Raw genomic sequence first — 25411 nt, forward strand, 5'->3', positions numbered from 1 at the left:
GCCGCTACGCAGCCCAACGGGGGCAAGCCCCCTCACCACAGTGATGGTGGTTATCCGTTAGAAATCCTTGCACAACCGCAGGGCGTCATAGATCGCCGCGTGGGTGTTGCGCTGCGCCACGCAGTCGCCGATGCGGAACAGCAAGTAGCCGTCGCCCGCCTGGCTCAGTGAAGGTTGCGGCTTGATCGCGAACAGGGCTTCGATGTCCATCTGGCCTTTGTTGCGCGAGCCTTCCTTCAGGGCGTAGTAGATTTCTTCGTCCGGACGCACGCCGTTTTCGACGACGACCTGGTCCACCACCCGCTCCTCTTTGGCGCCGGTGTATTCGTTTTCCAGCACCGCCACCAGCTTGTCGCCTTCGCGGTAGACCTTCTCCAGCATCATGTCCCCGGTCATGATCACTTCTTTCGGGTACATGCTGCGGTAGTACGTCGGGAACGACGTGCCGCCAATCGCCACGCCCGGCTTGATGTCGTCAGTGACGATCTCGACCTGGCTGCCTTTGTCGGCGAGGAAGTCGGCGGTCGACATCCCGGTGAACTCGCAAATGGTGTCGTAGACCAGCACGTTCTTGCCCGGCGCAACCTTGCCGTCGAGGATGTCCCAGCTGCTGACCACCAGGCCTTCAGCCGCGCCCCAGTGTTCGTTCTGCTCCAGGAACGGATGACCGCCAACGGCGAGCACCACCACATCCGGACGCAGATCGAGAATGGTCGCTGCATCGGCTGCCACGCCCAGGCGCAGGTCGACTTTCAAACGCGCCAGTTCCAGCTGGAACCAACGGGTGATACCGGCGATCTGGTCCCGTTGCGGGGCTTTCGAAGCGGTGGTGATCTGCCCGCCGATGAATTCTTTCTTCTCGAACAGGGTCACGTCGTGGCCACGTTCGGCGGACACACGAGCCGCTTCCATCCCGGCAGGACCGGCACCGACCACCACAACCTTGCGCTTCACACCGGTCGATTTCTCGATGATGTGCGGCACGCCCATGTACTCACGGGAGGTCGCGGCGTTCTGGATGCACAGCACGTCCAGGCCTTGATACTGACGGTCGATGCAATAGTTGGCGCCGACGCATTGTTTGATCTGGTCGACCTGGCCCATTTTGATCTTGGCGATCAGGTGCGGGTCGGCGATGTGGGCGCGGGTCATGCCGACCATGTCCACATAGCCGCCTTCCAGAATACGGGTCGCCTGGTTCGGGTCCTTGATGTTCTGCGCGTGCAGTACCGGAGCCTTGACCACTTCCTTGATACCGGCCGCCAAGTGCAGAAACGGCTCCGGTGGATAACTCATGTTCGGGATAACGTTGGCCAGGGTGTTGTGGGTGTCGCAACCCGAACCCACCACGCCGATGAAGTCGATCATGCCGGTGTCGTCGTAGTACTTGGCGATCTGCTTCATGTCCTCGTGGGACAAGCCGTCCGGGTGGAATTCATCACCGCACAGACGGATGCCGACGCAGAAATCCGGGCCGACTTCCGCCCGCACAGCCTTGATCACTTCCAGGCCGAATCGCATGCGGTTCTCGAAGCTGCCGCCCCATTCGTCGGTACGCTTGTTGACTCGCGGGCTCCAGAACTGGTCGATCATGTGCTGGTGCACCGCCGACAGTTCGACGCCGTCCAGGCCACCGGCCTTGGCGCGAGCTGCTGCGCTGGCGTAGTTGCCGATCACCCGCCAGATTTCTTCCGGCTCGATGGTTTTGCAGGTCGCGCGGTGCACCGGCTCGCGGATACCCGACGGCGACAGCAGGGTTGGCCAGTGCTCGCCGTCCCAGCGGGAACGACGGCCCATGTGGGTAATCTGGATCATGATCTTGGCGCCATGCTTGTGCATGGCATCAGCCAGGTTCTGGAAGTGCGGAATAATCCGGTCGTCGGCCAGGTTGACCGACTTCCACCAGCCTTGCGGGCTGTCGATGGCCACGCTGGAAGAACCGCCGCAAATCGCCAGGCCGATCCCGCCCTTGGCTTTCTCTTCGTAATACTTGACGTACCGGTCGGTGGTCATGCCGCCATCGGTGGCATACACCTCGGCATGCGCGGTGCTGAGCACGCGGTTACGGATGGTCAGTTTGCCGATCTGGATCGGCTGGAACATTGCTTCGAAAGCCATGGCGGGTTCCTCGACTTACAACGGCTTGACGGTGAACAGGCCGTCGTCGTGGCCTTCTTCGGAGCCACCGTAGACTTGCTCGGCAACTGTACGGATCTTGCTGCCACGGGCTTGCAGAATCTGGTCCATGGCACCGGCAAACCAGCCGGTGAACATGTAGTCGACCTTGCGCCCGACCTTGCCGTACACGTAGACGAACGCCGAGTGTTCGAGCTTGACGCTGGCAGTGCCCTTGTCGAGGTCGATGTCCTGGATCTTGAACAGACCCCAGCCACGTTGCGACAGGCGCTTCATGTAGTGCTCGAATACCGCAACGCCTTCCAGGCCGTGGCATTCAGCTTCTTTTTCACACCAGTGCCAGGCGGATTTGTAGCCGGCCTTGTAGAGGATTTCGGCGTAGGCTTCGGCGCCCAGCACTTCCTCGATGCCCATGTGGTTATTCACGAAGAAGTGACGTGGCACGTACAGCATTGGCAGGGCGTCGGAGGTCCAGACACCGGTTTCGCTGTCGACTTCGATTGGCAATTGCGGGGCGATCTTGGCCATGGAAACTTAACTCCAGAAAATTCGTGGTCAGTACGTAGCAAAGCTTTTGCTTTGCTCTTATAGAAAAGCCGTGTGAATGACTTTGGAGCCGTAGCGAGCACGTCGAGAGCAAGGAAGGACCGGAGCGACAAGCGAGACAGTACGGGACGTACGGCGAGCTTGGCGCGAGGACCTGACGCAGCTATCGGCGAGCGGAGTAGGCTCCAGAGTTATTCACTCGCCCCAGACGTCCTTCAGGACGTTCACCCAGTTCTCGCCCATGATCTTGCGCACAACGCGCTCGGAATGGCCGCGCTTGAGCAAGGTTTCGGTCAGGTTCGGGAACTCGCCGACGGTGCGGATGCCCAGAGGGTTGATGATCTTGCCGAAGCTGGTGAGACGGCGGGCGTAGCCTTTGTCGTGGGTCAGGTATTCGAAGAAGTCCTGGCCATGGCCCTGGGTGAAGTCGGTGCCGATACCGATGGCGTCTTCGCCGACAATATTCATCACGTACTCGATGGCTTCGGCGTAATCGTCGATGGTCGAATCGATGCCCTTGGCGAGGAACGGCGCGAACATGGTCACGCCGACGAAACCGCCGTGATCGGCGATGAACTTCAGTTCTTCATCAGACTTGTTGCGCGGGTGAACTTTCAGACCCGACGGCAGGCAGTGGGAGTAGCACACCGGCTTCTTCGATTCGAGGATGACTTCTTCAGAAGTCTTGGAGCCCACGTGGGACAGGTCGCACATGACGCCAACGCGGTTCATCTCGGCGACAATTTCACGACCGAAACCCGACAGGCCGCCATCGCGCTCGTAGCAGCCGGTGCCCACCAGGTTCTGGGTGTTGTAGCACATCTGCACAATGCCGACGCCGAGCTGCTTGAACACCTCGACGTAGCCAATCTGGTCTTCGAACGCGTGAGCATTCTGGAAGCCAAAAAGGATGCCGGTCTTGCCTTGCTCTTTGGCCTTGCGGATGTCGGCGGTGGTGCGCACCGGAATCACCAGGTCGCTGTTCTCGCGGATCAGCTTCTGGCTCGCAGCAATGTTGTTGACGGTGGCCTGGAAGCCCTCCCACACCGACACGGTGCAGTTGGCCGCGGTCAGACCGCCCTTGCGCATGTCTTCGAACAGCTCACGGTTCCACTTGGCAATAATCAAACCGTCGATAACGATGCTGTCGGCGTGCAATTCGGCTGGGCTCATCAGGCTGTCCCCTATTAGTAATTCATGCGCCGAATCGTGTGCCGGCGCTTTGGGGCCAGCATATGCCTGAGGGAGGGGGCAGCCGGGTGCAAAAACGACAGGGGGTTTGCCGAAAGCGTCAATCTGCGACAAAGGGTCGCCAACGGACGTCATGGGCCACCTGTTCAAGGGCCTGCGCATGGGCCAGAATTCCCGGCATTACTGAATGCACTATTGGATTGGGGCGGCGGCGCAATGAAATCGATCTTCCTGGCTTTGGCACTGATAGCGACCTGCGTACACGCGGCTGAAGAGTCCGAAGACACCCCCTGCGACAAAGTCGAAAACGACATCCAGACCCTGGAATGCTCGGTCTACAGCAGAACCACCGCCGAAGACTTGCTCAAGGACAACTACCAGAGCCTGGCCGAGCGCATGCAAACGGCCTACGGCAAGAACCCGGCACAATTGGCCGACATCACCGCCAAACTCAAGACCGCCCAGCAGCAATGGCTGAAGACCCGGGATGCGGATTGCGCGGTTGAAGCATTTCCGGCGACCAGCGGTAGCAAGGCGTTCACCATTGCGCAGAATGACTGCGTGGCGCGGATGAGTGATGAGCGGTCGGAGTTTTTGGAGTCGATTGGGCAGGAATAAACTCATAAGAATGGAGAATCATTTGATCCCACACGAAGTTGTCAGCCGCATTGTTAACGGCGCCCTACCCGTCAGGGCCTGGCGCGAACATCTGAACCTAACTCAGGATGAGGTTGCCAAACGCATGGGTATCTCCCAACCGGCCTTCGCCCAACAGGAGACGGTCGCAAAGCCTCGCAAGGCGACGCGCGAGAAAATTGCCGTGGCTTTTGGCATCAATGCCGATCAACTTGAGCTGTAAGCTGCACGCCATCAGCCAGTTAAGGAATTCAAATGAAAGTCTGCGGCATCGAAATCAAAGGCAGCGAAGCGATCATCGCCGTGGCCTCCCTCGACGACCAAGTGCTGAGCCACGTTGCGCTGGCCACCAAGAAAATCGCCCTCGACGATGACGAGGACGCGGCGAACGTTAAAGTCTTTGCCGCCCAGGTCGCATCGTTCGTGCGTGAGAACTCCATCGACCGGATCGCGATCAAGAAGCGCAGCAAGAAAGGCGAATTCGCGGGTGGGCCAACCACATTCAAGATCGAAGGTGTTTTCCAGTTGCTGGAGAATTGCGAGGTGACGCTGCTGTCGCCGCAGACGATTAACGCACAGAACAAGAAGTTTGATTTTGAGCTGCCGGCGACGTTGAACAAATATCAGCATGAGGCCTACAAAGCGGCCTGTTCGGCGTTGCTGAAGAAGTAACCCGTCTTTCTGACTGAGCAGATCAATTGTGGGAGCGAGCCTGCTCGCGAAAGCGGTGGATCAGTCGCCATCCATGTCGAATGTACCAACCTCTTCGCGAGCAGGCTCGCTCCCACAGGGGTTATCTGTGTTCTGACCAGCTTCCGACTATGCCTTGACGGTACGTCGGTCCTCTCTTGGACACCGTTCAAACTTCGCCCGATAGCTACGCGTGAAATACGACGGCGATTCAAACCCGCATGCAATGCTCACTTCCAGCACACTCATGTCAGTCTGCCGCAACAACTGCCGCGCCTTTTCCAAGCGTAAACGCAGGTAGAAATTGCTCGGTGTGTCGTTCAGGTGCAGGCGAAACAATCGTTCCAGCTGCCGTCGCGTCACTTTGATCGACTCTGCCAGTTCCAGCGTGCTCAGCGGCGGTTCGCTGTGCTGTTCCATCTCGCCGATAACGTGGACAAGCTTTTTGTTGCTGATGCCATACCGCGTGGCGACTTCCATGCGCTGGTGGTCTTTGCGCGGACGGATGCGGCCGAGTACGAATTGTTCGCTGACCTGGATCGCCAGTTCCGGGCCGTGGGCCTGTGCGATGAGGTCGAGCATCAGGTCGATGGAGGCGGTGCCGCCAGCCGAGGTGATGCGTCGGCGGTCGATCTCGAACAGTTCCTGGGTGACGCTGAGCTGTGGATAAGATTCCTTGAACGCGTCGATGGCTTCCCAGTGCAGGGTCAGGCGATGGCCGTCGAGCAGGCCGGCCTCGGCGAGGATGAAACTACCGGTGTCGATGGCGCCGAGGGTCACGCCTTCATTGTCGAGACGTCGTAGCCAGTGTTCCAGTGCCGGAGTGGCGAATTTCAGCGGTTCGAAACCGGCGACCACGAGCAACGTCGCGCCTTTCTTCAACGGCTCCAGCGCCGCGTCCGCGTTGACCGACATGCCGTTGCTTGCCAGCACTGCCCCGCCGTCTGCGCTCAACACATGCCAGCGATACAGCTCGCCGCGAAAGCGGTTGGCGACCCGCAGCGGTTCGATGGCCGAGATAAATCCAATGGCCGAGAAACCCGGCATCAACAAGAAGTAGAAATCCTGGGACATGGAGCGCACTCGCTTAGCAGGTAACAAGAGGCCAGGTAACGAGAGGGCGGGCAGCGTAGGGACGTTGATACGCCACTTGCAAGCGGCATTCAAGAGGACAGGTCGCTGCAGTGCAAGAGCTGGTCGCCGTAGTGCGCTTTCATGGGAGCGTAGCTGCGTAACTTGGCATCACCGGCGCACAAAGACGACCGGACCCACAATAACGAACTGCCGAGGAACCTGAGATGAAACGACTGATCAGCAGCTGTGTTCTTGCACTCAGCGGTACCGCTTTGCTGAGCGCCAGTGTCATGGCCGCCGAACCCGCCTCATGCCAGAACGTGCGCATGGGCGTAGTGAACTGGACTGACGTAATCGCTACCAGCGCCATGACCCAGGTCCTGCTCGATGGCCTCGGCTACAACACCAAACAAACCAGCGCGTCCCAGCAAATCATCTTCGCCGGGATCCGCGACCAGCGCCTGGATTTGTTCCTGGGTTACTGGAACCCGCTGATGACCCAGACTATCACCCCGTTCGTCGATGGCAACCAGGTCAAAGTGCTGCAAGCCCCCAGCCTGAAAGACGCCCGCGCCACCCTCGCCGTACCGACCTACCTCGCCGACAAGGGCCTGAAAACCTTCGCCGACATTGCCAAGTTCGAGAAAGAACTGGGCGGAAAAATCTACGGTATCGAGCCAGGTTCAGGCGCCAATACCCAGATCAAGGCAATGATCGCCAAGAACCAGTTCGGTCTCGGCAAGTTCCAACTGGTCGAGTCCAGCGAAGCTGGCATGCTCGCCGCAGTGGATCGCGCCGTACGCCGCAATGAGGCCGTGGTGTTCTTTGGCTGGGCGCCGCACCCGATGAACGTCAACGTGAAGATGACCTACCTCACCGGCAGTGACGACGCCCTCGGCCCGAACGAAGGCATGGCCACGGTCTGGACCGTCACCGCACCGAAATACGCCGAGCAGTGCCCGAACATCGGTCGCTTGCTGAGCAACCTGACCTACACCGCCGAAGACGAGAGCCGGATGATGCAGCCGCTGCTGGATCACAAGGACGCCTTCGAATCGGCCAGGCAATGGATCAAGGATCACCCGCAAGACAAGCAGCGCTGGCTCGAAGGCGTGACCACCTTCGATGGCAAACCCGCGGCTGAAAACCTGAAACTGACCAGCAAATAGACCCGAACCGAACCACCGATTCGCAGCCCGACCGGGCTGCGAAGGGGATCGCTACGCCTGGCCTTTCAACTAAATAGCACTCGCCTGTAAGGAACCGCCCAATGAACCACGACGTCATCATCACCTGCGCACTCACCGGTGCTGGCGACACGACCAGCAAGAGTCCACACGTGCCGGTCACCCCGAAACAAATCGCCGCCGCCGCCGTGGAAGCCGCCAAGGCCGGTGCCACCGTGGTTCACTGCCACGTACGCAACCCCGAAACCGGCAAGTTCAGCCGCGACGTGGCGCTGTACCGTGAAGTGATGGAGCGCATCCGCGAAGCCGATGTCGACATCATCGTCAACCTCACCGCCGGGATGGGCGGCGATCTGGAAATCGGCGCCGGCGAGAACCCGATGGAGTTCGGCCCGAACACTGACCTGGTCGGCCCACTGACCCGTCTGGCCCACGTCGAAGAACTGCTGCCGGAAATCTGCACCCTCGATTGCGGCACCCTGAACTTCGGCGATGGCGACACCATTTACGTGTCCACCCCGGCCCAGCTGCGTGCCGGCGCCAAACGCATTCAAGAGCTGGGCGTGAAAGCCGAGCTGGAAATTTTCGACACCGGTCACCTGTGGTTCGCCAAGCAGTTGATCAAGGAAGGCCTGCTCGACGACCCGCTGTTCCAACTGTGCCTGGGCATCCCGTGGGGCGCGCCGGCCGACACCACCACCATGAAAGCCATGGTCGACAACCTGCCGGCTAACGCGGTGTGGGCTGGCTTTGGTATCGGTCGCATGCAGATGCCGATGGCCGCTCAGGCTGTGCTGCTCGGCGGCAACGTGCGGGTTGGTCTGGAAGACAATATCTGGCTGGACAAAGGCGTACTGGCGACCAACGGCCAACTGGTCGAACGCGCCAGCGAAATCCTCAGCCGCCTCGGCGCCCGGGTGCTGACCCCGGCTGAAGGTCGCAAAAAAATGGGCCTGACCAAGCGCGGTTAAGCCGTTATCCCCAACCCCTGTAGGAGCCGGCTTGCCGGCGAAGAGGCCGGTACATCCGCCGCATTGTCTGCGGTGCTGAAATCGCCTTCGCCGGCAAGCCGGCTCCTACAGGGGATCACCGAATACTTTCAGGAAGTGCCATGACCTTCATCACCGAAATCAAAACCTTCGCAGCCCTGGGCAGCGGTGTCATCGGCAGCGGTTGGGTGTCCCGTGCCCTCGCCCACGGCCTCGACGTCGTGGCTTGGGACCCGGCACCCGGTGCCGAAGCCGCACTGCGCAAACGCGTTGCCAATGCGTGGGGCGCCTTGGAGAAACAAGGCCTGGCGCCTGGCGCCTCTCAGGATCGCCTGCGCTTTGTCGCGACGATTGAAGAGTGCGTACGCGATGCGGATTTTATTCAGGAAAGCGCCCCGGAACGCCTGGAGCTGAAACTGGAATTGCACAGCAAAATCAGCGCGGCGGCCAAGCCCAATGCCTTGATCGGCTCCAGTACATCGGGCTTGTTACCGAGCGAGTTCTACGAGAGTGCAACGCACCCGGAACGCTGCGTGGTCGGCCATCCGTTCAACCCGGTTTACCTGCTGCCATTGGTGGAAGTGGTCGGCGGAAAAAACACCGCCCCGGAAGCCGTTCAAGCAGCAATGAAAGTCTATGAATCCCTGGGCATGCGTCCTCTGCATGTGCGCAAGGAAGTACCCGGTTTTATCGCCGACCGCTTGCTCGAAGCACTCTGGCGTGAGGCGCTGCACCTGGTAAACGACGGCGTGGCGACCACCGGTGAAATCGACGACGCGATTCGTTTTGGCGCGGGCCTGCGCTGGTCGTTCATGGGCACATTCTTGACGTACACCCTGGCCGGCGGCGATGCCGGGATGCGCCACTTCATGGCACAGTTCGGTCCGGCCTTGCAGTTGCCTTGGACGTACCTGCCAGCGCCGGAGTTGACCGACAAATTGATTGATGATGTGGTGGATGGCACTACTGATCAGTTGGGCACGCACAGCATTTCGGCGCTGGAGCGCTATCGTGATGATTGCTTGCTGGCAGTGCTGGAGGCAGTGAAGACAACCAAAGAGAAGCATGGAATGGCCTTTGCCGACTAAACGCTGGCCCCCTGTAGGAGTTGGCTTGCCAGCGAAAGCGGTGTATCTGTCACACCGCGCGGCCCCATTCGCCGGCAAGCCGGCTCCTACAGGCTCTCCTTACTACAGGACCTGATCGCATGCCCGCTCTTACGACCTACAGCACCAAAATCATCCCCGACTGGGTCGACTACAACGGCCACCTGCGCGACGCCTTCTATCTGCTGATTTTCAGCTACGCTACCGACGCGCTGATGGATCGCCTCGGCATGGACAGTAACAACCGCGAAGCCAGCGGCCACTCGCTGTTCACCCTCGAATTGCACCTCAATTACCTGCACGAAGTGAAGCTCGACGCCGACGTCGAAGTGCATACGCAGATCATTGGCCACGACAGCAAACGCCTGCACCTCTATCACAGCCTCCATCTGGTGGGCGATGACAAGGAACTGGCCGGTAACGAGCAAATGTTGCTTCACGTCGACCTCGCCGGGCCACGATCCGCACCGTTCAGCGAACTGTCGCTGAGTAAGCTGCAAGCCATCGTTGCCGAGCAAGCCGACCTGCCCACCCCTGACTACATTGGCCGAGTGATCGCTTTACCTCCAAAAAAATAACAAGGAGATCGCCCTTGAATACCGCCGCTGCTTTTGCCGACTTCCGTACTTATCCGTTGATCAGCGCGCTGGCTGGCGTGCAAACCTTGGCGGACCGGGTTCTGGTGAAGTGGGCCGATGATCGCGTCAGCCCCTTTCATTACCAATGGTTGCGGGACAACTGCCCGTGCCCGCAATGCGTCTATACGGTGACCCGCGAGCAAGTGCTGGAAATCGTCGATGTCGAGCAAAACCTCATGCCGAGCCAGGCAAACGTCGATACCGGAGGTTGTCTCAGCGTCGAGTGGGAAGATGGCCACCTCAGCCGCTTCGATCCGGGCTGGTTACGCGCCCACGCCTATGACGATGAATCCCGCGCCGAACGCGAGGCCGGCAAACCCAAAGCGCGGCTTTGGTGCAGCGATTTGCAGTTGCCGGTGTTCGATTACCAGGTGCTGATAAATGACAACGACGCCCTACTGCAATGGCTGCTGGCGGTGCGCGATGTCGGCCTGACCCAGGTTCGCGGCGTGCCTACTGAGCCGGGTTCGCTGAAGCTGATCGCCCAACGGATTTCCTTCATCCGCGAGAGCAATTTCGGCGTGCTGTTCAACGTGCAATCCAAGGCCGATGCCGACAGCAATGCCTACACCGCTTTCAACCTGCCGTTGCACAGCGATCTGCCAACCCGGGAGCTGCAACCGGGACTGCAATTTCTACATTGCCTGGTCAATGACGCCGACGGTGGCGAGAGTATTTTCGTCGACGGCTTTGCCATTGCCGATGCCTTGCGCAATGAAGATCCCGAGGCGTTCCAAAGCCTTTGCGAAATCCCTGTGGAGTTCCGCAACAAGGACCGTCACAGCGACTACCGCTGCCTGGCGCCGATCATTGCGCTGAATGCTTTGGGACAGGTGTCGGAAATCCGCATGGCGAATTTTCTGCGCGGGCCGTTTGATGCCTCGGTGGAGCAGATGCCCAGGCTGTATCACGCTTACCGACGTTTCATTGCAATGACCCGTGAAATGCGGTTTCGGGTGATGATGCGGCTCAACCCTGGTGAGCTGTGGTGCTTCGATAATCGCCGCACCCTCCACGCCCGCAACGCGTTTGATCCCGCCAGTGGCGCCCGGCATTTTCAGGGGTGCTATGTGGATCGGGATGAGTTGTTGTCGCGCATCCTTGTGTTGCAACGCTAGACCGCGTCATCGTTCATCGTCGGAACGCCGCCCGGAGCCGGCTCGCTCCCACAGTTGACCGAGTTCTCTCAGGGGAATGCGGTTGAATGTGGGAGCGAGCCTGCTCGCGAAAGCGTCAGCCCAGACACCACATTCCCCCCTGATTCACAGGCAAAAAAAAACCCCGATCAAGCCGTGACAAGATCGGAGCTGAGGAGGGTACTGTCGAGGAGCCGTTGCGCGAGGGTGACCAAACCTTCGTGTTGCCAGCTGAGTCCAGTGTGCCCACTCTCTTGATTCGCAAGATAGCCGAAAACGACCTGCTCATAGGTATTGCAGCCATTGCGACAAATCGCCCTTGCCGCCGCCGCATCCCCCTACGAGAATCGAGCCAAGACACCGTTCCCTGAAGAAGGATTGCGTCATGATGTACGCCGATTTGATCGACCAGGAAGACTTGTTGGGCCAGCTCAAGGCGTTGGGATTTGCAGTGCCCCCGGGCGCCACCGCTGAGCAGGCCTGCGAATGCGCGGTACGGGGCTTGAACAACGAACGGGCAATGGAACTGCGGACCATGGTCAAGCAGATGTACACCAGCAGCGCGACCATCCTGCCGGCCGTGCGCCAGGCCATTGATAAGCAGTTGTTGCCGGCATTGGCGGAGTATCAGCAGAGCCGTAGCGCCTGACCTGTGGCGAGGGGGCTTGTCGGAACGCCGCATCGCCCCGTTCGGCTGCGCAGCAGTCGTTTTTGGGGTCGCTTCGCGACCCAACGGGGGCAAGCCCCCTCGCCACAACGGTTTAAAGCCTTACACTGGCAAAAGTCGACTCGTTCCGCGCCTGACTCAAAGCCGACAACGGCCCGGACAACGGCGACAGCACCAGTGCCTGCGGCAGCGGCATCATCGCCACCTGTTGCGTGGTGTTGGAACCTACGCGCTCGTCACGCGGTGGAATGCCGAAGTATTCGCGATAGCACTTGGAGAAGTGCGGCGTGGAAACAAAGCCACACACCGACGCCACTTCGATGATCGACATCGGCGTTTGCTTGAGCAACTGCCGGGCGCGGATCAGGCGCAGTTTCAGGTAGTAACGCGACGGCGAGCAGTGCAGATACTTCTGGAACAGTCGCTCCAGCTGACGTCGCGACACAGCGACGTACACCGCCAGTTCATCGAGGTCGATCGGCTCTTCGAGGTTGGCTTCCATCAGCGCAACGATTTCCTGCAACTTCGGCTGATTGGTCCCGAGCATGTGCTTGAGCGGCACGCGCTGGTGATCTTGTTCGTTGCGGATACGTTCGTAGACAAACATTTCCGAGATTGCGGCGGACAGTTCACGGCCGTGATCGCGGCTGATCAGGTGCAGCATCATGTCCAGTGGCGCGGTGCCGCCGGAACTGGTGAAACGGTTACGGTCCAGGGTGAACAAGCGCGTGCTCATGACCACACGCGGGAAGGCTTCCTGCATCGAGGCCAGGCATTCCCAGTGCACGCTGCAATCAAAACCGTCCAGCAGGCCGGCGCAGGCCAGGGCCCAGCTGCCGGTGCAGACCGCGCCGAGACGACGTGACTGACGCGCCTGGCTTTGCAGCCATGACACGTGCTCACGGGTGACCGTGCGTTGGATACCGATACCGCCGCAGACAATGATGGTGTCCAGGGCGGGGGCTTTGTGCATGGAACAGTCGGGGGTGATCTGCAGGCCGTCACTGGCCCAGACCTGACCGCCATCGACGGTGATCGTGGTCCAGCGATACAGCTCACGGCCGGACAATTGGTTGGCCATGCGCAGGGGTTCGACTGCGGAGGCCAGAGAAATCAGCGTGAAATTGTCCAACAGCAGAAAGCCGATGGATTGAGGCGCACGGTTCTGGGGTTGGGCCCCGGAGTTGAACGTCGTCATCGCGGTATCTCCTCACACAAAGCGGGTGATGGCCTCAGGCGGAGGCTCTTTTTATTGCCATCGTTCTCGCGTGGGAGACGGGCTTTGTAATGACAGAGCAATTGCCATGCCTAAAATTGAATGCGCGTTCAATAACTCCTGAAAACGACGTCGGAATGTGTCTGGATATGACGCGCGTGGAGTAGGGGATAAAAGTGCCACCAGGCAGAGCAAGTGCCCTCTCCTGCTGGTGGTGAGCAAATCGGTAGCACTTGTGGGAACAGGGCTGCGAGGTGCCGGGAAAGAGTGTCACCGCTGGCACGGGTGACGAGTGGTCGGAGCGGAGTTGGATCCCTGATCTCGGGAAAGGCACTTATCTGTAAGCGACGCGCCAAAAGGTGGCGCGTTTGGGGTCAGGTGTTCACTTAGCGCGCAGTTTTGACTGGTCTGGTGTGGCGAGGGGGCTCGTCGGACCGCCGCACCGCCCCGTTCGGCTGCGCAGCAGTCGTAAAGATTTCAGGGCCGCTGCGCGACCCAACGGGGGCAAGCCCCCTCACCACAGGGTCAACTCAGTCTCAGCATTCCACCGCGCTAACCGCCAACCCACCGCGCGATGTCTCTTTATATTTGTCATGCATATCGGCGCCGGTATCACGCATGGTGCGAATCACCCGGTCCAGCGAGATAAAGTGCTGACCATCGCCACGCAGCGCCATCTGCGCCGCATTGATCGCTTTCACCGCGGCAATCGCGTTGCGCTCGATGCACGGCACTTGCACCAGACCGCCCACCGGGTCGCAAGTCAGGCCGAGGTTGTGTTCCAAGCCGATTTCGGCGGCGTTGCACAGCTGTTCCGGCGTGGCGCCGAGAATCTCCGCCAACCCCGCCGCCGCCATCGCGCAGGCCGAACCGACTTCGCCCTGGCAACCAACTTCGGCGCCGGAGATCGAGGCGTTCTTTTTGCACAGAATCCCCACGGCTGCGGCGCTGAGGAAATAGTCGACGACATTGGCATCCGTCACCGATTCGCTGAACTTCATAAAGTAGTGCAGCACCGCTGGAATGATCCCCGCCGCGCCGTTGGTCGGCGCTGTCACCATTCGCCCGCCAGCGGCGTTCTCTTCGTTGACCGCCAGCGCGAACAGGTTGACCCACTCCATGGCACTCAAGGTCGAGCCGATCACGTTCGGCTTGCCCAGCTCCTGCAAGCTGCGGTGCAACTTCGCCGCACGCCGACGCACATTCAATCCGCCAGGCAAGATGCCTTCGTGCTTGAGGCCCTGGTCGACGCAATCCTGCATGGCGCGCCAAAGCTTCATCAGGCCGGCGCGGATTTCTTCCTCACTGCGCCAGACCTTCTCGTTGGCCATCATTAACTCAGCCACGCGCAGGTTGTGCTTCTGGCAAAGGCTCAGCAGCTCGACGGCGCTGGAGAAATCGTACGGCAACACGGTGCGATCCAGATCGACCACACCGCTGGACGCCTGGGCTTCATCCACGACAAAACCGCCGCCGATGGAATAGTAAGTGTCGCGATGCAGTTCGCCGTGATCGCCTTCGACGATCAGGGTCATGGCATTGGGGTGGAAAGGCAGGTTTTCGTCGATCAAGCGCATGTCCCGTGCCCAGATGAAGGGCACCGACAAGCGACCGTCGAGGAGCAACGTGTGGGTTTCGCGCAGGGTTTCGATGCGGATGCCGATTTGCGACGGGTCGATCGCGTCCGGCCACTCGCCCATCAGGCCCATGATCACCGCGTTGTCGCTGCCGTGACCGATGCCGGTGGCCGACAGCGAACCGTACAGTTGAACTTCGACGCGACACACTTGCTCCAGCAAATGCTTCTCCCGCAGCGATTCAACAAACAATGCGGCGGCCCGCATAGGCCCCACGGTGTGTGAACTGGAAGGGCCGATGCCGATTTTGAACAGGTCGAAAACACTGATAGCCATTACTGCCGAACTCCTGGATGTGCCGACTCCAGACGCAAAAAGCGCCCAGTGGCGGAGCTGCTACGCTCAAGCTGCAATCCGCCGAGATGGCCGCATCATCAGGCTTTTGTCATGTCGTTCGACGTCTCACACCGACGCACTCATGCCCACCAACGCCGCAGGGCGGCGACGCAATGTTTTCGCCGTTTTTTAGCGGATCAGAGACAGAAAGAGGGCTGAAAAAAGCTGTAAACGACGTCACCGACACTGGATGCGACCCTCCCTGTACTGGTTACGACGCACCCTGTAGGCGTCAGATTTTCACTGGTACATGATCGTATCGACTCGATTGCAAGGCGCCGTGGTAGAGATGTCTCCAAAACGCCATCCAACCGCAACCTATAAGTGCGGTGGTCCAGTCGGAACACTGCCAAAAAAAACACCAAGGAGTCCATCCATGAAAGGTTCCCCGTCGTTGTTGTTGGCCGCCATGCTGAGTCTGCCGTTACTGGCTCAAGCTGCTGAACCCGCCCAGTGCAGCACCGTAAACTTCTCCGATGTCGGCTGGACCGACATTACCGCGACAACCGCCACCACCAGCGTCGTGCTCAACGCCCTCGGCTACAAGACCAAAACCACGATGATTTCCGTGCCTGTGACCTACAAGTCCCTCGCTGATGGCAAGAACATGGACATCTTCCTGGGGAACTGGATGCCGACCATGGAAAACGACATCAAGGCCTACCGCGATGCCGGCACCGTCGACGTCGTGCGCACCAACCTGACAGGCGCCAAGTACACCCTCGCCGTGCCGCAAGCGCTGTACGACAAAGGGCTGCATGACTTCGCCGACATCCCCAAATTCAAGAAAGAACTCGACGGCAAAATCTACGGCATCGAGCCAGGAAACGACGGTAATCGTCTGATCCAGAGTATGATCGACAAGAACGCCTTCGGCCTTAAAGACGCTGGTTTCAAAGTGGTCGAGTCCAGCGAAGCCGGCATGTTGTCGCAGGTCGATCGCGCGCAGAAGCGCGACACCGCCGTGGTCTTCCTCGGCTGGGCACCACACCCGATGAACAAGCGCTTCAAGATTCAATACCTGACCGGTGGTGACGAGTTTTTCGGCCCGGACTTCGGCGCCGCCACCGTGGCAACCAACACCCGCAAGGGTTACACCCAGGAATGCAGCAACGTCGGCCAACTGCTGAAGAACCTGGAATTTACCGTCGACATGGAAAGCGCTCTGATGGGTAACATCCTGGACGACAAGATGAAGCCTGACGCGGCCGCCAAGGCCTGGCTGAAAAGTAATCCACAGGTCCTCGATACCTGGCTCGCTGGCGTGACCACCATTGACGGTAAACCTGGCCTGGAGGCCGTGAAAGCCAAGCTCGCGCAGTAAATCGCTTACGCCGGGCGGCTTCGGCCGTCCGGGCTGTTTATTTCCTTGCATGCGGACGTTCACTACCATGCTGATTGATCAAAAAATCCCTTTAGGCCAGTACATCGCGGGCTTCGTTGAATGGTTGACGCAACACGGCGCCAGCACCTTCGACGCAATCGCCATGACACTGGAAACGATGATCCACGGCGTGACTTTTGCGCTGACCTGGTTCAACCCGCTGGCATTGATCGGCCTCATCGCGCTACTGGCACACTTTATTCAACGCAAATGGGGACTGACGGTTTTCGTCATCGCCTCCTTCCTGCTGATCCTCAACCTGGGGTACTGGCAGGAAACCATGGAAACCCTCGCCCAGGTGCTGTTCGCCACCCTGGTCTGCGTGGTCATCGGCGTGCCGTTGGGCATCGTCGCCGCGCACAAACCGATGTTCTACACACTGATGCGCCCGGTGCTCGATCTGATGCAGACCGTGCCGACCTTCGTGTACCTCATTCCTACCCTGACCCTATTCGGGCTGGGTGTGGTCCCGGGCTTGATCTCGACGGTGGTGTTCGCGATTGCCGCGCCTATCCGCCTGACCTACCTGGGCATTCGCGATGTTCCACAGGAACTGATGGACGCCGGCAAAGCCTTCGGCTGCTCGCGCCGTCAACTGCTCTCACGGATTGAACTGCCCCACGCCATGCCAAGCATCGCGGCCGGCATCACCCAGTGCATCATGCTGTCGCTGTCGATGGTGGTGATCGCGGCACTGGTGGGCGCCGACGGCCTGGGCAAACCCGTGGTCAACGCACTGAACACTGCTGATATCGCCCTGGGCTTTGAAGCGGGCCTGGCGATCGTATTGCTGGCGATCATGCTCGACCGTATCTGCAAACAACCCGACGCTAAAGTAGGGGGTGACGCATGAGCATTATTCGCTTCGAAGACGTCGACGTAATCTTCTCCAAAGACCCGCGAGAGGCCCTCAAGCTTCTCGATCAGGGCATGACCCGCGACCAGATCCTGAAAAAGACCGGGCAGATTGTCGGCGTTGAAAAGGCCAGCCTGGACATCGAAAAAGGTGAAATCTGCGTACTGATGGGCCTGTCCGGCTCGGGCAAGTCCAGCCTGCTGCGCTGCATCAACGGCCTCAACACTGTCAGCCGCGGCAAGTTGTTCGTCGAGCACGAAGGCAAGCAGATCGACATTGCCTCGTGCACCCCGGCAGAACTGAAAATGATGCGCACCAAGCGCATTGCGATGGTGTTCCAGAAGTTCGCCCTGATGCCTTGGCTGACAGTGCGCGAGAACATCAGTTTCGGTCTGGAAATGCAGGGTCGCCCGGAAAAAGAACGGCGCAAACTGGTGGACGACAAGCTGGAGCTGGTGGGCCTGTCCCAGTGGCGCAACAAGAAACCCGACGAGCTCTCCGGCGGTATGCAGCAACGTGTGGGTCTGGCCCGCGCGCTGGCGATGGACGCCGACATTTTGCTGATGGACGAACCGTTCTCGGCACTCGACCCGCTGATCCGCCAAGGCCTGCAAGACGAACTGCTGGAACTGCAACGCAAGCTGCACAAGACCATCGTCTTCGTGAGTCACGACCTCGATGAAGCCCTGAAGCTTGGTAGCCGCATTGCGATCATGAAAGACGGCCGGATCATTCAGTACAGCAAGCCGGAAGAGATCGTGCTGAACCCGGCGGACGACTACGTGCGGACCTTCGTCGCGCACACCAATCCGCTGAACGTGTTGTGCGGCCGCAGCCTGATGCGCACGCTGGACAACTGCAAGCGCATCAACGGCTCGGTCTGCCTCGACCCGGGCGGCGATTCGTGGCTGGACCTGGCCGAAGGCAACACCATCAAAGGCGCCCGCCAGAACGGCGCGAGCCTGGACCTGCAGAACTGGATTCCAGGGCAAGCGGTGGAAGGTTTGGGACGTCGGCCGACACTGGTGGATTCGAACATCGGCATGCGCGATGCGCTGCAGATTCGTTATCAGACCGGCAATAAACTGGTGTTGCACGACAACCACAAAGTGGTCGGGATTCTGGGTGACAGCGAGCTGTATCACGCACTGCTCGGCAAGAACCTGGGATAAGGAAGCAGACACAAAAACGCCGCGAGAGAATCGCGGCGTTTTTGTTTGAACAGGTTATTTGTAACGACGCTATCCCTGTAGGAGCCGGCTTGCCGGCGAAGGCGGAGCGTCAGGTACACCGCGGTGGAGCATTCGCTGGCAAGCCAGCTCCTACAAAGGCCAGGTGGTGTTCCCGAGACTCTGTAGGAGCCGGCTTGCCGGCGAAGGCGGAGCGTCAGGTACACCGCGGCGGGGGCATTCGCTGGCAAGCCAGCGCCTACAAAGGCCAGGTGGTGTTCCCGAGACTCTGTAGGAGCCGGCTTGCCGGCGAAGGCGGAGCGTCAGGTACACCGCGGTGGAGCATTCGCTGGCAAGCCAGCGCCTACAAAAGCGCTGCGGTGGGTCCAGGCACACCGTAGCGTCATTACTCAGCTGTAAACCCGGCCAAGGAGCTGCCGATGGCTTTCAAACTGATCGAGCACGTCACGGGTGATCTGATCCTGGGTGAAGCCCATCAAGTCGTAATCCTGGCTGCCGTTGTGCAGGTACACCTCGGCGCGGTAGTAGCGCGCACGCGGTTCATCAGCACTTTCAGCCGACGCCGTGTCGCTCGCCGCCGCCAGATAGCCATCCAGGCTCACTTCGTAGACAAAAGGGTTGCCCTCTTCCATCTCGATCCGCACGCCCATGCAACGCTTGGACTTGCCCAACAGCGTCTGCACATCCAGACCCTGACCGCGCAATTGCAGCGCCGCGTCTTCCAGCGCCGGGCTGACTTGCTTGTCCATGAAACGCTGAACGATCGACTGGTTCGGCTGCAAGTCCAACTGAGTCAAACGCTCGCTGAAACCACGACGACCGCGTGCAGCCAACTCCGCTTGCTCTTGTTCGATCTGCACGTCCTGGCGCATGGCCTTGTGCAATCCGAACATAAAGAACACCAGCACCACCGAGAACGGCAAACCGGCCAGCACCACCATGGTTTGCATGGCTTCGAAGTTACCGGCGAACAGCAGGCCGATGGTCACCAGCGTGATCACAGCCGACCAGAAGATCCGCAGCCAGTGCGGCGCATCCTCGTCGACGGTGCCACCCTTGCACGAAAGGTTGGCCATCATCACCGCACCGGAATCCGCCGGGGTCAGGAACAGCACGAAACCGACAAAGATCGACACGCCGATCACCACTTTCGATGCCGGGTAATGCTCCAGTAACTGGTAGATCGCCATGGACGGCTGTTCGAGCGCTGTCTTTCCGAGCTCCACCGCCCCATGGTTCATCACCAGGTCCAGGGCCGAGTTACCGAAGATCGACAGCCACGCCAGGGTGAAGCCCAGCGGGATCAGCAGCACGCCGGCCACCAGTTCACGCACCGTGCGACCACGGGAAATACGCGCGATGAACATGCCTACGAATGGGGCCCAGGAAATCCACCACGCCCAGTAGAACAGTGTCCACAGGCCCAACCAGCGGTCGGACTTCTCACTGTCGCCTTCGTACACATACAGGTCGAAGGTTTTCAGGACCACACCGTTCAGGTAGTCACCGATGTTCTGCACGAAGCCGTTGAGCAAGTGAAGGGTCGGGCCGAACAGCAGGACGAAAATCAGCAGGCCACTGAACAGCACGATGTTCAGGTTGGACAGACGGCGGATACCGTTTTCCACACCGGACACGGCGGCGATGGTCGCCACGGTGCTCATCACAATGATCACGATCAGCAGGTTGGTGTTGCTGTGTTCCATGCCGAACAGGTTTTCGAGGCCCGAGGACACTTGCAACGAACCAATTCCCAGGTTCGTCACCAGACCCAGCAGGGTCACGAACATGCCAAAGCCGTCCACCGCATGACCGGCCGCGCCTTTGACCCAACGCTCACCCACCAGCGGATACAGCGCCGAACGCAACGCCAGCGGCTGGTTGTGACGGTAAGCAAAGTAAGCCACGGCCAGACCGACCAATGCGTAAATCGCCCAGCCATGCAGGCCCCAGTGCAGGAACGTCAGCTGTACCGCCTGACGCGCGGCCATGTTGCTGGCGGCCACGCCTTCCGGCGGATTGAAGTAGTGATCCAGCGGCTCGGAAGCACCAAAGTACAACAGCGAGATGCCGATACCCGAGGAGAACAACATCCCCGCCCAGGCGCCGTAGCTGAAGTCCGGGGTGTCGTCCTTGCTGCCCAGTTTGAGCTTGCCGTAGGAGGAAAACGCCAGCCCGACGACGAACACCAGGTAAGCGGCGATCACCACCATGTAGTACCAGCCGAAGCTGCGGGACAACCAGGCCTGAGCAATACCGAGCAATCTGCCGGCCTCTTGCGGGGCGATGATCAGAATGGCGGTCAACAGCAGGATCAGCGCGGTAGAGGTGTAGAACACCCAACCGTTGACCGTCACCTTATCGGGTGGGGTCTTTATAAGGGAGGCAGAACTCATGGCACAGATGCTCCAGCAAGTGCGAGAGAAGAACACAAGGCAACGCGATACCCGACCAATCGATTAGTTGGCAGCCGACCGGCGGGTGATATAAAGACACCCCGAAAAAAGCCCGAAACCCGGGAGCGCCAGTGCGCGTGGGTTTCGAGCGTTTTTGGATGTCGTTTTTCCGCCAACTACATGTAGGAAAAACCTGTAGGCAGCGACGAATTGTCGCAGATCTTATTCTTTGTTGATTGAACGTTCAATCAAAACAAAATAGACTGGCCTTCAATCCGATAGACGTTTTACGTCCGCCGGAAGGCCTAAGGAGATGTGCAAGATGCCCAAGGTCGGTATGCAACCCATCCGCCGCCAGCAATTGATCGAAGCCACATTGCAGGCCGTCGATCAGGTCGGCATGGGGGACGCCAGCATTGCGCTGATCGCCCGTTTGGCCGGTGTCTCGAATGGCATCATCAGTCACTACTTTCAGGACAAGAATGGCCTGATTGCCGCCACCATGGGGTACCTGATGACTGTCCTCAGCGAGAACGTCACCGCGCGCCGTTTGGCGCTGACAGATGACAGCCCGCGGGCGCATCTGCAGGTGATCATCGAAGGCAACTTCGACGCCAGCCAGGTCAATGGCCCGGCAATGAAAACCTGGCTGGCCTTCTGGGCCACCAGCATGCACCAGCCGTCTTTGCACAGGTTGCAGCGGATCAACGATCACCGTCTGTATTCCAACCTGTGCTGCCAGTTCCGCCGTGTATTGCCGCAAGATGATGCGCGCAGTGCAGCCCGTGGCCTGGCAGCCCTGATTGACGGTTTGTGGTTGCGCGGCGCGCTGTCGGGAGACGCTTTCGACACCGGGCAGGCGCAACAGATCGCTTACGAATACATGGATATCCAACTGGCCAAGCGGGTGAGTTAGAGCACACATAAACGCTCAACCCCCGAACCGCCACTGACCAGCGTCGCCAATGCTTCACGGCACGCCCAGTGGTCAACGCCAACCACTTATGCACTTGCGAGGACACTATGGCCCGTTTCGAACTGCAAAAACTCTACATCGATGGCGGTTACTCTGATGCCAGCAGCGACGCCACTTTCGAAGCCATCAACCCGGCTAACGGTGAAGTCCTCGCAAAAGTACAGCGTGCGACCAAGGAAGACGTTGAGCGCGCTGTCGTCAGTGCCGAAAAGGGCCAGAAAATCTGGGCTGCAATGACCGCCATGGAGCGTTCGCGCATCCTGCGTCGTGCCGTCGACATCCTGCGCGAGCGCAACGATGAACTGGCCGCCCTGGAAACCCTGGACACCGGCAAGTCGTACTCCGAAACCAAGTACGTCGACATCGTCACCGGCGCTGACGTGCTGGAATACTACGCAGGCCTGGTACCCGCCATCGAAGGCGAGCAGATTCCGCTGCGCACCACCTCGTTCGTCTACACCCGTCGCGAGCCGCTGGGCGTCGTGGCCGGTATCGGCGCGTGGAACTACCCGATCCAGATCGCGCTGTGGAAATCCGCACCGGCCCTGGCGGCCGGTAACGCGATGATCTTCAAGCCAAGCGAAGTCACTTCCCTGACGACCCTGAAACTGGCCGAGATCTACACCGAAGCAGGCTTGCCAGCCGGCGTGTTCAACGTACTGACCGGCAGCGGCCGTGAAGTCGGCACCTGGTTGACCGAACACCCACGCATCGAAAAAATCTCCTTCACCGGGGGCACCGACACCGGCAAGAAGGTCATGGCCAGCGCTTCTGCTTCGTCCTTGAAAGACGTGACCATGGAACTGGGCGGCAAATCCCCGCTGATCATTTTCGACGACGCCGACCTCGATCGCGCCGCCGACACCGCGATGATGGCCAACTTCTACAGCTCCGGCCAGGTCTGCACCAACGGCACTCGCGTGTTCGTGCCGAGCCACCTGAAGGCTGCGTTCGAAGCCAAGATCGTTGAACGCGTTGCGCGCATCCGCGTCGGCAACCCGGAAGACGAGAATACTAACTTCGGTCCTCTGGTCAGCTTCGCCCACATGGAAAGCGTGCTGGGTTACATCGCCAAAGGTAAGGAAGAAGGCGCTCGCGTGCTGTGCGGCGGCAACCGTATGACCGACGGCGAATTCGCCAAAGGCGCGTTCGTGGCACCGACCGTGTTCACCGACTGCACCGACGAGATGACCATCGTCCGCGAAGAAATCTTCGGCCCGGTTATGGCAATCCTGACCTACGAAACCGAAGAAGAAGTGATCCGTCGTGCCAACGACACCGAGTTCGGCCTGGCCGCTGGCGTCGTCACCAAAGACCTGAACCGCGCGCACCGCGTGATTCATCAACTGGAAGCCGGTATCTGCTGGATCAACGCCTGGGGCGAGTCCGACGCGAAGATGCCGGTCGGCGGTTACAAGCAGTCGGGCGTGGGTCGTGAAAACGGCATCAGCTCGCTGAACAACTTCACCCGCATCAAATCGGTACAGGTCGAACTGGGCGATTACGCCTCGGTGTTCTAACTCCGAGTCTTGTATTGCCCGTGAGGCCGCTTTCGCTGGCAAGCCAGCTCCTACAGGGACAGCGCAATACCTGTAGGAGCCGGCTTGCTGGCGATCGAGTGCGCAGCACTCGCCAAGACCTGACCAACTTCAAAGAGGGTGCATTCAATGTCCCAAGAATTCGATTACATCATCATCGGTGCCGGCTCGGCCGGTAACACCCTGGCGACCCGTCTGACTGAAGACGAAGGCGTCACCGTCCTGCTGCTCGAAGCTGGCGGCCCGGACTACCGTTTCGATTTCCGCACGCAAATGCCGGCCGCCCTGGCGTTCCCGCTGCAAGGCCGTCGCTACAACTGGGCCTACGAAACCGATCCAGAGCCACACATGGACGGTCGCCGGATGGAATGCGGTCGCGGCAAGGGCCTCGGTGGTTCTTCGTTGATCAACGGCATGTGCTACATCCGTGGCAACGCGATGGATTACGACAACTGGGCCAAGCTGCCAGGTCTGGAAGACTGGGATTACCTGAACTGCCTGCCGTACTTCCGCAAAGCTGAAACCCGCGACATCGGCCCGAACGATTATCACGGTGGCGACGGTCCGGTCAGCGTGACCACGCCGAAAGCTGGCAACAACCCGCTGTTCCACGCCATGGTTGAAGCTGGCGTGCAAGCCGGTTACCCGCGCACCGAAGACTTGAACGGTTACCAGCAAGAAGGCTTCGGCCCGATGGACCGTACCGTGACGCCGAAGGGCCGTCGCGCCAGCACCGCTCGCGGTTACCTGGACGTCGCCAAGAAGCGTTCGACCCTGACCATCGTCACCCACGCCCTGACCGACAAGATCCTGTTTGAAGGCAAGCGCGCGGTCGGCGTGCGTTACCTGATCGGCGCCGCTGAAGAGCGCGTTGAAGTCCGCGCCCGCAAAGAAGTGCTGCTGTGCTCCGGCGCCATCGCGTCGCCGCAGATCCTGCAACGCTCCGGTGTCGGCCCGGCCGAACTGCTGAACAAGCTCGACATCCCGGTGGTCCATGACCTGCCAGGCGTCGGCGAAAACCTGCAGGATCACCTTGAGCTGTACCTGCAATACGCCTGCACCCAACCGGTCTCGCTGTACCCGTCGCTGCTCTGGTACAACCAGCCAGCCATCGGTGCCGAATGGCTGTTCAACGGCACCGGCATCGGCGCCAGCAACCAGTTCGAAGCCGGCGGTTTCATCCGTACCCGTCCGGAATTCGATTGGCCGAACATCCAGTACCACTTCCTGCCGGTCGCGATTAACTACAACGGCAGCAACGGTGTGAAAGAGCACGGTTTCCAGGCGCACATGGGCTCCATGCGTTCGCCAAGCCGTGGTCGTATTCAAGCCAAGTCGAAAGACCCGCGCGAGTACCCGAGCATCCTGTTCAATTACATGGCCACCGAGCAGGACTGGCAGGAATTCCGCGACGGCATCCGCCTGACCCGTGAAATCATGCAGCAACCTGCGCTGGACGCTTTCCGTGGCCGCGAAATCAGCCCCGGCATCGACGTGCAAACCGATGAGCAACTCGACAAGTTCATCCGCGAACACGCCGAAACCGCGTTCCACCCGTCCTGCTCGTGCAAGATGGGCACCGACGAGCTGGCGGTGGTCGATGGCGAAGGCCGCGTGCATGGCATGCAAGGTCTGCGCGTGGTAGATGCCTCGATCATGCCGATCATCACTACCGGCAACCTGAACGCGCCAACGATCATGATCGCCGAGAAAATCGCCGACAAGATTCGTGGCCGTCAGCCATTGCCGCGCAGCAAGGCTGCCTACTTCGTGGCCGGCGATGCACCGGTGCGTGGCAAGCCGTTGCGGGAAGTGAGCGCTACTGCTCAGTAAGACCGATACACCAAGGTGCGCCCATCGCGAGCAAGCTCAGCTCCTACAGTTCG

The 25411-nt window shown here is 59.9% G+C and carries 21 protein-coding genes and 1 pseudogene; 15 read left to right on the forward strand and 7 right to left on the reverse strand.

Annotated elements, in window-relative coordinates:
* Nucleotides 1-57 precede the first annotated feature (57 nt).
* From dgcA to ACWGZX_RS11965, 3 genes are all read right to left on the reverse strand, one after another.
* The gene (gene dgcA, locus ACWGZX_RS11955; RefSeq protein WP_046052432.1) at nucleotides 58-2118 is read right to left on the reverse strand and encodes a dimethylglycine demethylation protein DgcA; all 2061 of its coding nucleotides are present in this window, start codon (nucleotides 2116-2118) and stop codon (nucleotides 58-60) included.
* 15 nt (nucleotides 2119-2133) lie between these two features.
* Nucleotides 2134-2664 (reverse strand): DUF5943 domain-containing protein, encoded by a 531-nt coding sequence (locus tag ACWGZX_RS11960; protein ID WP_007947752.1) that lies wholly within the window; start codon nucleotides 2662-2664, stop codon nucleotides 2134-2136.
* A gap of 213 nt (nucleotides 2665-2877) precedes the next feature.
* Complete coding sequence (locus ACWGZX_RS11965) at nucleotides 2878-3855, reverse strand: dipeptidase (RefSeq protein WP_223515836.1); 978 nt, start codon at nucleotides 3853-3855, stop codon at nucleotides 2878-2880.
* 234 nt (nucleotides 3856-4089) lie between these two features.
* On the opposite strand from ACWGZX_RS11965, the gene ACWGZX_RS11970 reads away from it, so the two are divergent.
* From ACWGZX_RS11970 to ACWGZX_RS11980, 3 genes and pseudogenes are all read left to right on the forward strand, one after another.
* Nucleotides 4090-4491: a lysozyme inhibitor LprI family protein gene (locus ACWGZX_RS11970; RefSeq protein ID WP_452628435.1), complete on the forward strand. Its 402-nt coding sequence runs from the start codon at nucleotides 4090-4092 to the stop codon at nucleotides 4489-4491.
* A 7-nt stretch (nucleotides 4492-4498) separates the two neighbouring features.
* A pseudogene (locus tag ACWGZX_RS11975) lies at nucleotides 4499-4732 on the forward strand (helix-turn-helix domain-containing protein); the annotation flags it as partial.
* 32 nt (nucleotides 4733-4764) lie between these two features.
* A complete protein-coding gene (locus ACWGZX_RS11980) occupies nucleotides 4765-5181 on the forward strand; it encodes a DUF3010 family protein (RefSeq protein WP_452628436.1) in 417 nt (138 codons plus the stop codon).
* A 147-nt stretch (nucleotides 5182-5328) separates the two neighbouring features.
* On the opposite strand, the gene ACWGZX_RS11985 is transcribed toward ACWGZX_RS11980, so the two are convergent.
* A complete protein-coding gene (locus ACWGZX_RS11985; RefSeq protein ID WP_452628437.1) occupies nucleotides 5329-6273 on the reverse strand; it encodes a GlxA family transcriptional regulator in 945 nt (314 codons plus the stop codon).
* A gap of 224 nt (nucleotides 6274-6497) precedes the next feature.
* Between ACWGZX_RS11985 and choX the strand changes: the two genes are divergently transcribed.
* The 6 genes from choX to ACWGZX_RS12015 all read left to right on the forward strand — a co-directional run bounded on the left by choX (nucleotide 6498) and on the right by ACWGZX_RS12015 (nucleotide 11978).
* Nucleotides 6498-7442 carry a choline ABC transporter substrate-binding protein gene (gene choX / locus ACWGZX_RS11990; RefSeq protein ID WP_452628438.1) on the forward strand — a complete coding sequence of 315 codons (945 nt, stop codon included), beginning with the start codon at nucleotides 6498-6500 and terminating at the stop codon, nucleotides 7440-7442.
* A gap of 101 nt (nucleotides 7443-7543) precedes the next feature.
* Complete coding sequence (locus ACWGZX_RS11995) at nucleotides 7544-8431, forward strand: BKACE family enzyme (protein WP_223515850.1); 888 nt, start codon at nucleotides 7544-7546, stop codon at nucleotides 8429-8431.
* Nucleotides 8432-8571: 140 nt separating this feature from the next.
* Complete coding sequence (locus ACWGZX_RS12000; protein WP_452628439.1) at nucleotides 8572-9537, forward strand: L-carnitine dehydrogenase; 966 nt, start codon at nucleotides 8572-8574, stop codon at nucleotides 9535-9537.
* Between the two features lie 119 nt (nucleotides 9538-9656).
* Nucleotides 9657-10133 carry a thioesterase family protein gene (locus ACWGZX_RS12005; RefSeq protein WP_452628440.1) on the forward strand — a complete coding sequence of 159 codons (477 nt, stop codon included), beginning with the start codon at nucleotides 9657-9659 and terminating at the stop codon, nucleotides 10131-10133.
* 14 nt (nucleotides 10134-10147) lie between these two features.
* A complete protein-coding gene (locus tag ACWGZX_RS12010; RefSeq protein ID WP_452628441.1) occupies nucleotides 10148-11311 on the forward strand; it encodes a gamma-butyrobetaine dioxygenase in 1164 nt (387 codons plus the stop codon).
* A 403-nt stretch (nucleotides 11312-11714) separates the two neighbouring features.
* Complete coding sequence (locus tag ACWGZX_RS12015; RefSeq protein WP_401354025.1) at nucleotides 11715-11978, forward strand: hypothetical protein; 264 nt, start codon at nucleotides 11715-11717, stop codon at nucleotides 11976-11978.
* Between the two features lie 112 nt (nucleotides 11979-12090).
* On the opposite strand, the gene gbdR is transcribed toward ACWGZX_RS12015, so the two are convergent.
* Both gbdR and ACWGZX_RS12025 read right to left on the reverse strand, forming a co-directional pair.
* Nucleotides 12091-13194, reverse strand: a complete 1104-nt coding sequence (gbdR, locus tag ACWGZX_RS12020; RefSeq protein WP_150780568.1) for a choline metabolism transcriptional regulator GbdR — start codon at nucleotides 13192-13194, stop codon at nucleotides 12091-12093.
* Nucleotides 13195-13748: 554 nt separating this feature from the next.
* Nucleotides 13749-15125 (reverse strand): L-serine ammonia-lyase, encoded by a 1377-nt coding sequence (locus tag ACWGZX_RS12025; RefSeq protein ID WP_452628442.1) that lies wholly within the window; start codon nucleotides 15123-15125, stop codon nucleotides 13749-13751.
* A gap of 436 nt (nucleotides 15126-15561) precedes the next feature.
* Between ACWGZX_RS12025 and ACWGZX_RS12030 the strand changes: the two genes are divergently transcribed.
* From ACWGZX_RS12030 to choV, 3 genes are all read left to right on the forward strand, one after another.
* Entirely contained in the window at nucleotides 15562-16509 is a 948-nt protein-coding gene (locus tag ACWGZX_RS12030) for a choline ABC transporter substrate-binding protein (RefSeq protein WP_223515868.1), read from the forward strand.
* Nucleotides 16510-16576: 67 nt separating this feature from the next.
* The gene (gene choW, locus ACWGZX_RS12035; protein WP_223515871.1) at nucleotides 16577-17422 is read left to right on the forward strand and encodes a choline ABC transporter permease subunit; all 846 of its coding nucleotides are present in this window, start codon (nucleotides 16577-16579) and stop codon (nucleotides 17420-17422) included.
* Nucleotides 17419-18597, forward strand: a complete 1179-nt coding sequence (gene choV, locus ACWGZX_RS12040; RefSeq protein ID WP_452628443.1) for a choline ABC transporter ATP-binding protein — start codon at nucleotides 17419-17421, stop codon at nucleotides 18595-18597. Before choW ends, choV begins: the two co-directional genes overlap by 4 nt.
* 407 nt (nucleotides 18598-19004) lie before the next feature.
* On the opposite strand, the gene ACWGZX_RS12045 is transcribed toward choV, so the two are convergent.
* Nucleotides 19005-20954: a BCCT family transporter gene (locus tag ACWGZX_RS12045; protein ID WP_223515897.1), complete on the reverse strand. Its 1950-nt coding sequence runs from the start codon at nucleotides 20952-20954 to the stop codon at nucleotides 19005-19007.
* Between the two features lie 379 nt (nucleotides 20955-21333).
* Here ACWGZX_RS12045 and betI point away from each other — a divergent pair, with 379 nt between their 5' ends.
* From betI to betA, 3 genes are all read left to right on the forward strand, one after another.
* A complete protein-coding gene (betI, locus tag ACWGZX_RS12050; RefSeq protein ID WP_452628444.1) occupies nucleotides 21334-21927 on the forward strand; it encodes a transcriptional regulator BetI in 594 nt (197 codons plus the stop codon).
* Between the two features lie 107 nt (nucleotides 21928-22034).
* Complete coding sequence (gene betB / locus ACWGZX_RS12055; protein ID WP_452628445.1) at nucleotides 22035-23507, forward strand: betaine-aldehyde dehydrogenase; 1473 nt, start codon at nucleotides 22035-22037, stop codon at nucleotides 23505-23507.
* A 147-nt stretch (nucleotides 23508-23654) separates the two neighbouring features.
* Nucleotides 23655-25358 (forward strand): choline dehydrogenase, encoded by a 1704-nt coding sequence (betA, locus tag ACWGZX_RS12060; RefSeq protein WP_452628446.1) that lies wholly within the window; start codon nucleotides 23655-23657, stop codon nucleotides 25356-25358.
* Nucleotides 25359-25411 lie beyond the last annotated feature (53 nt).

It is taken from the genome of Pseudomonas sp. CLCA07 (assembly GCF_053615335.1).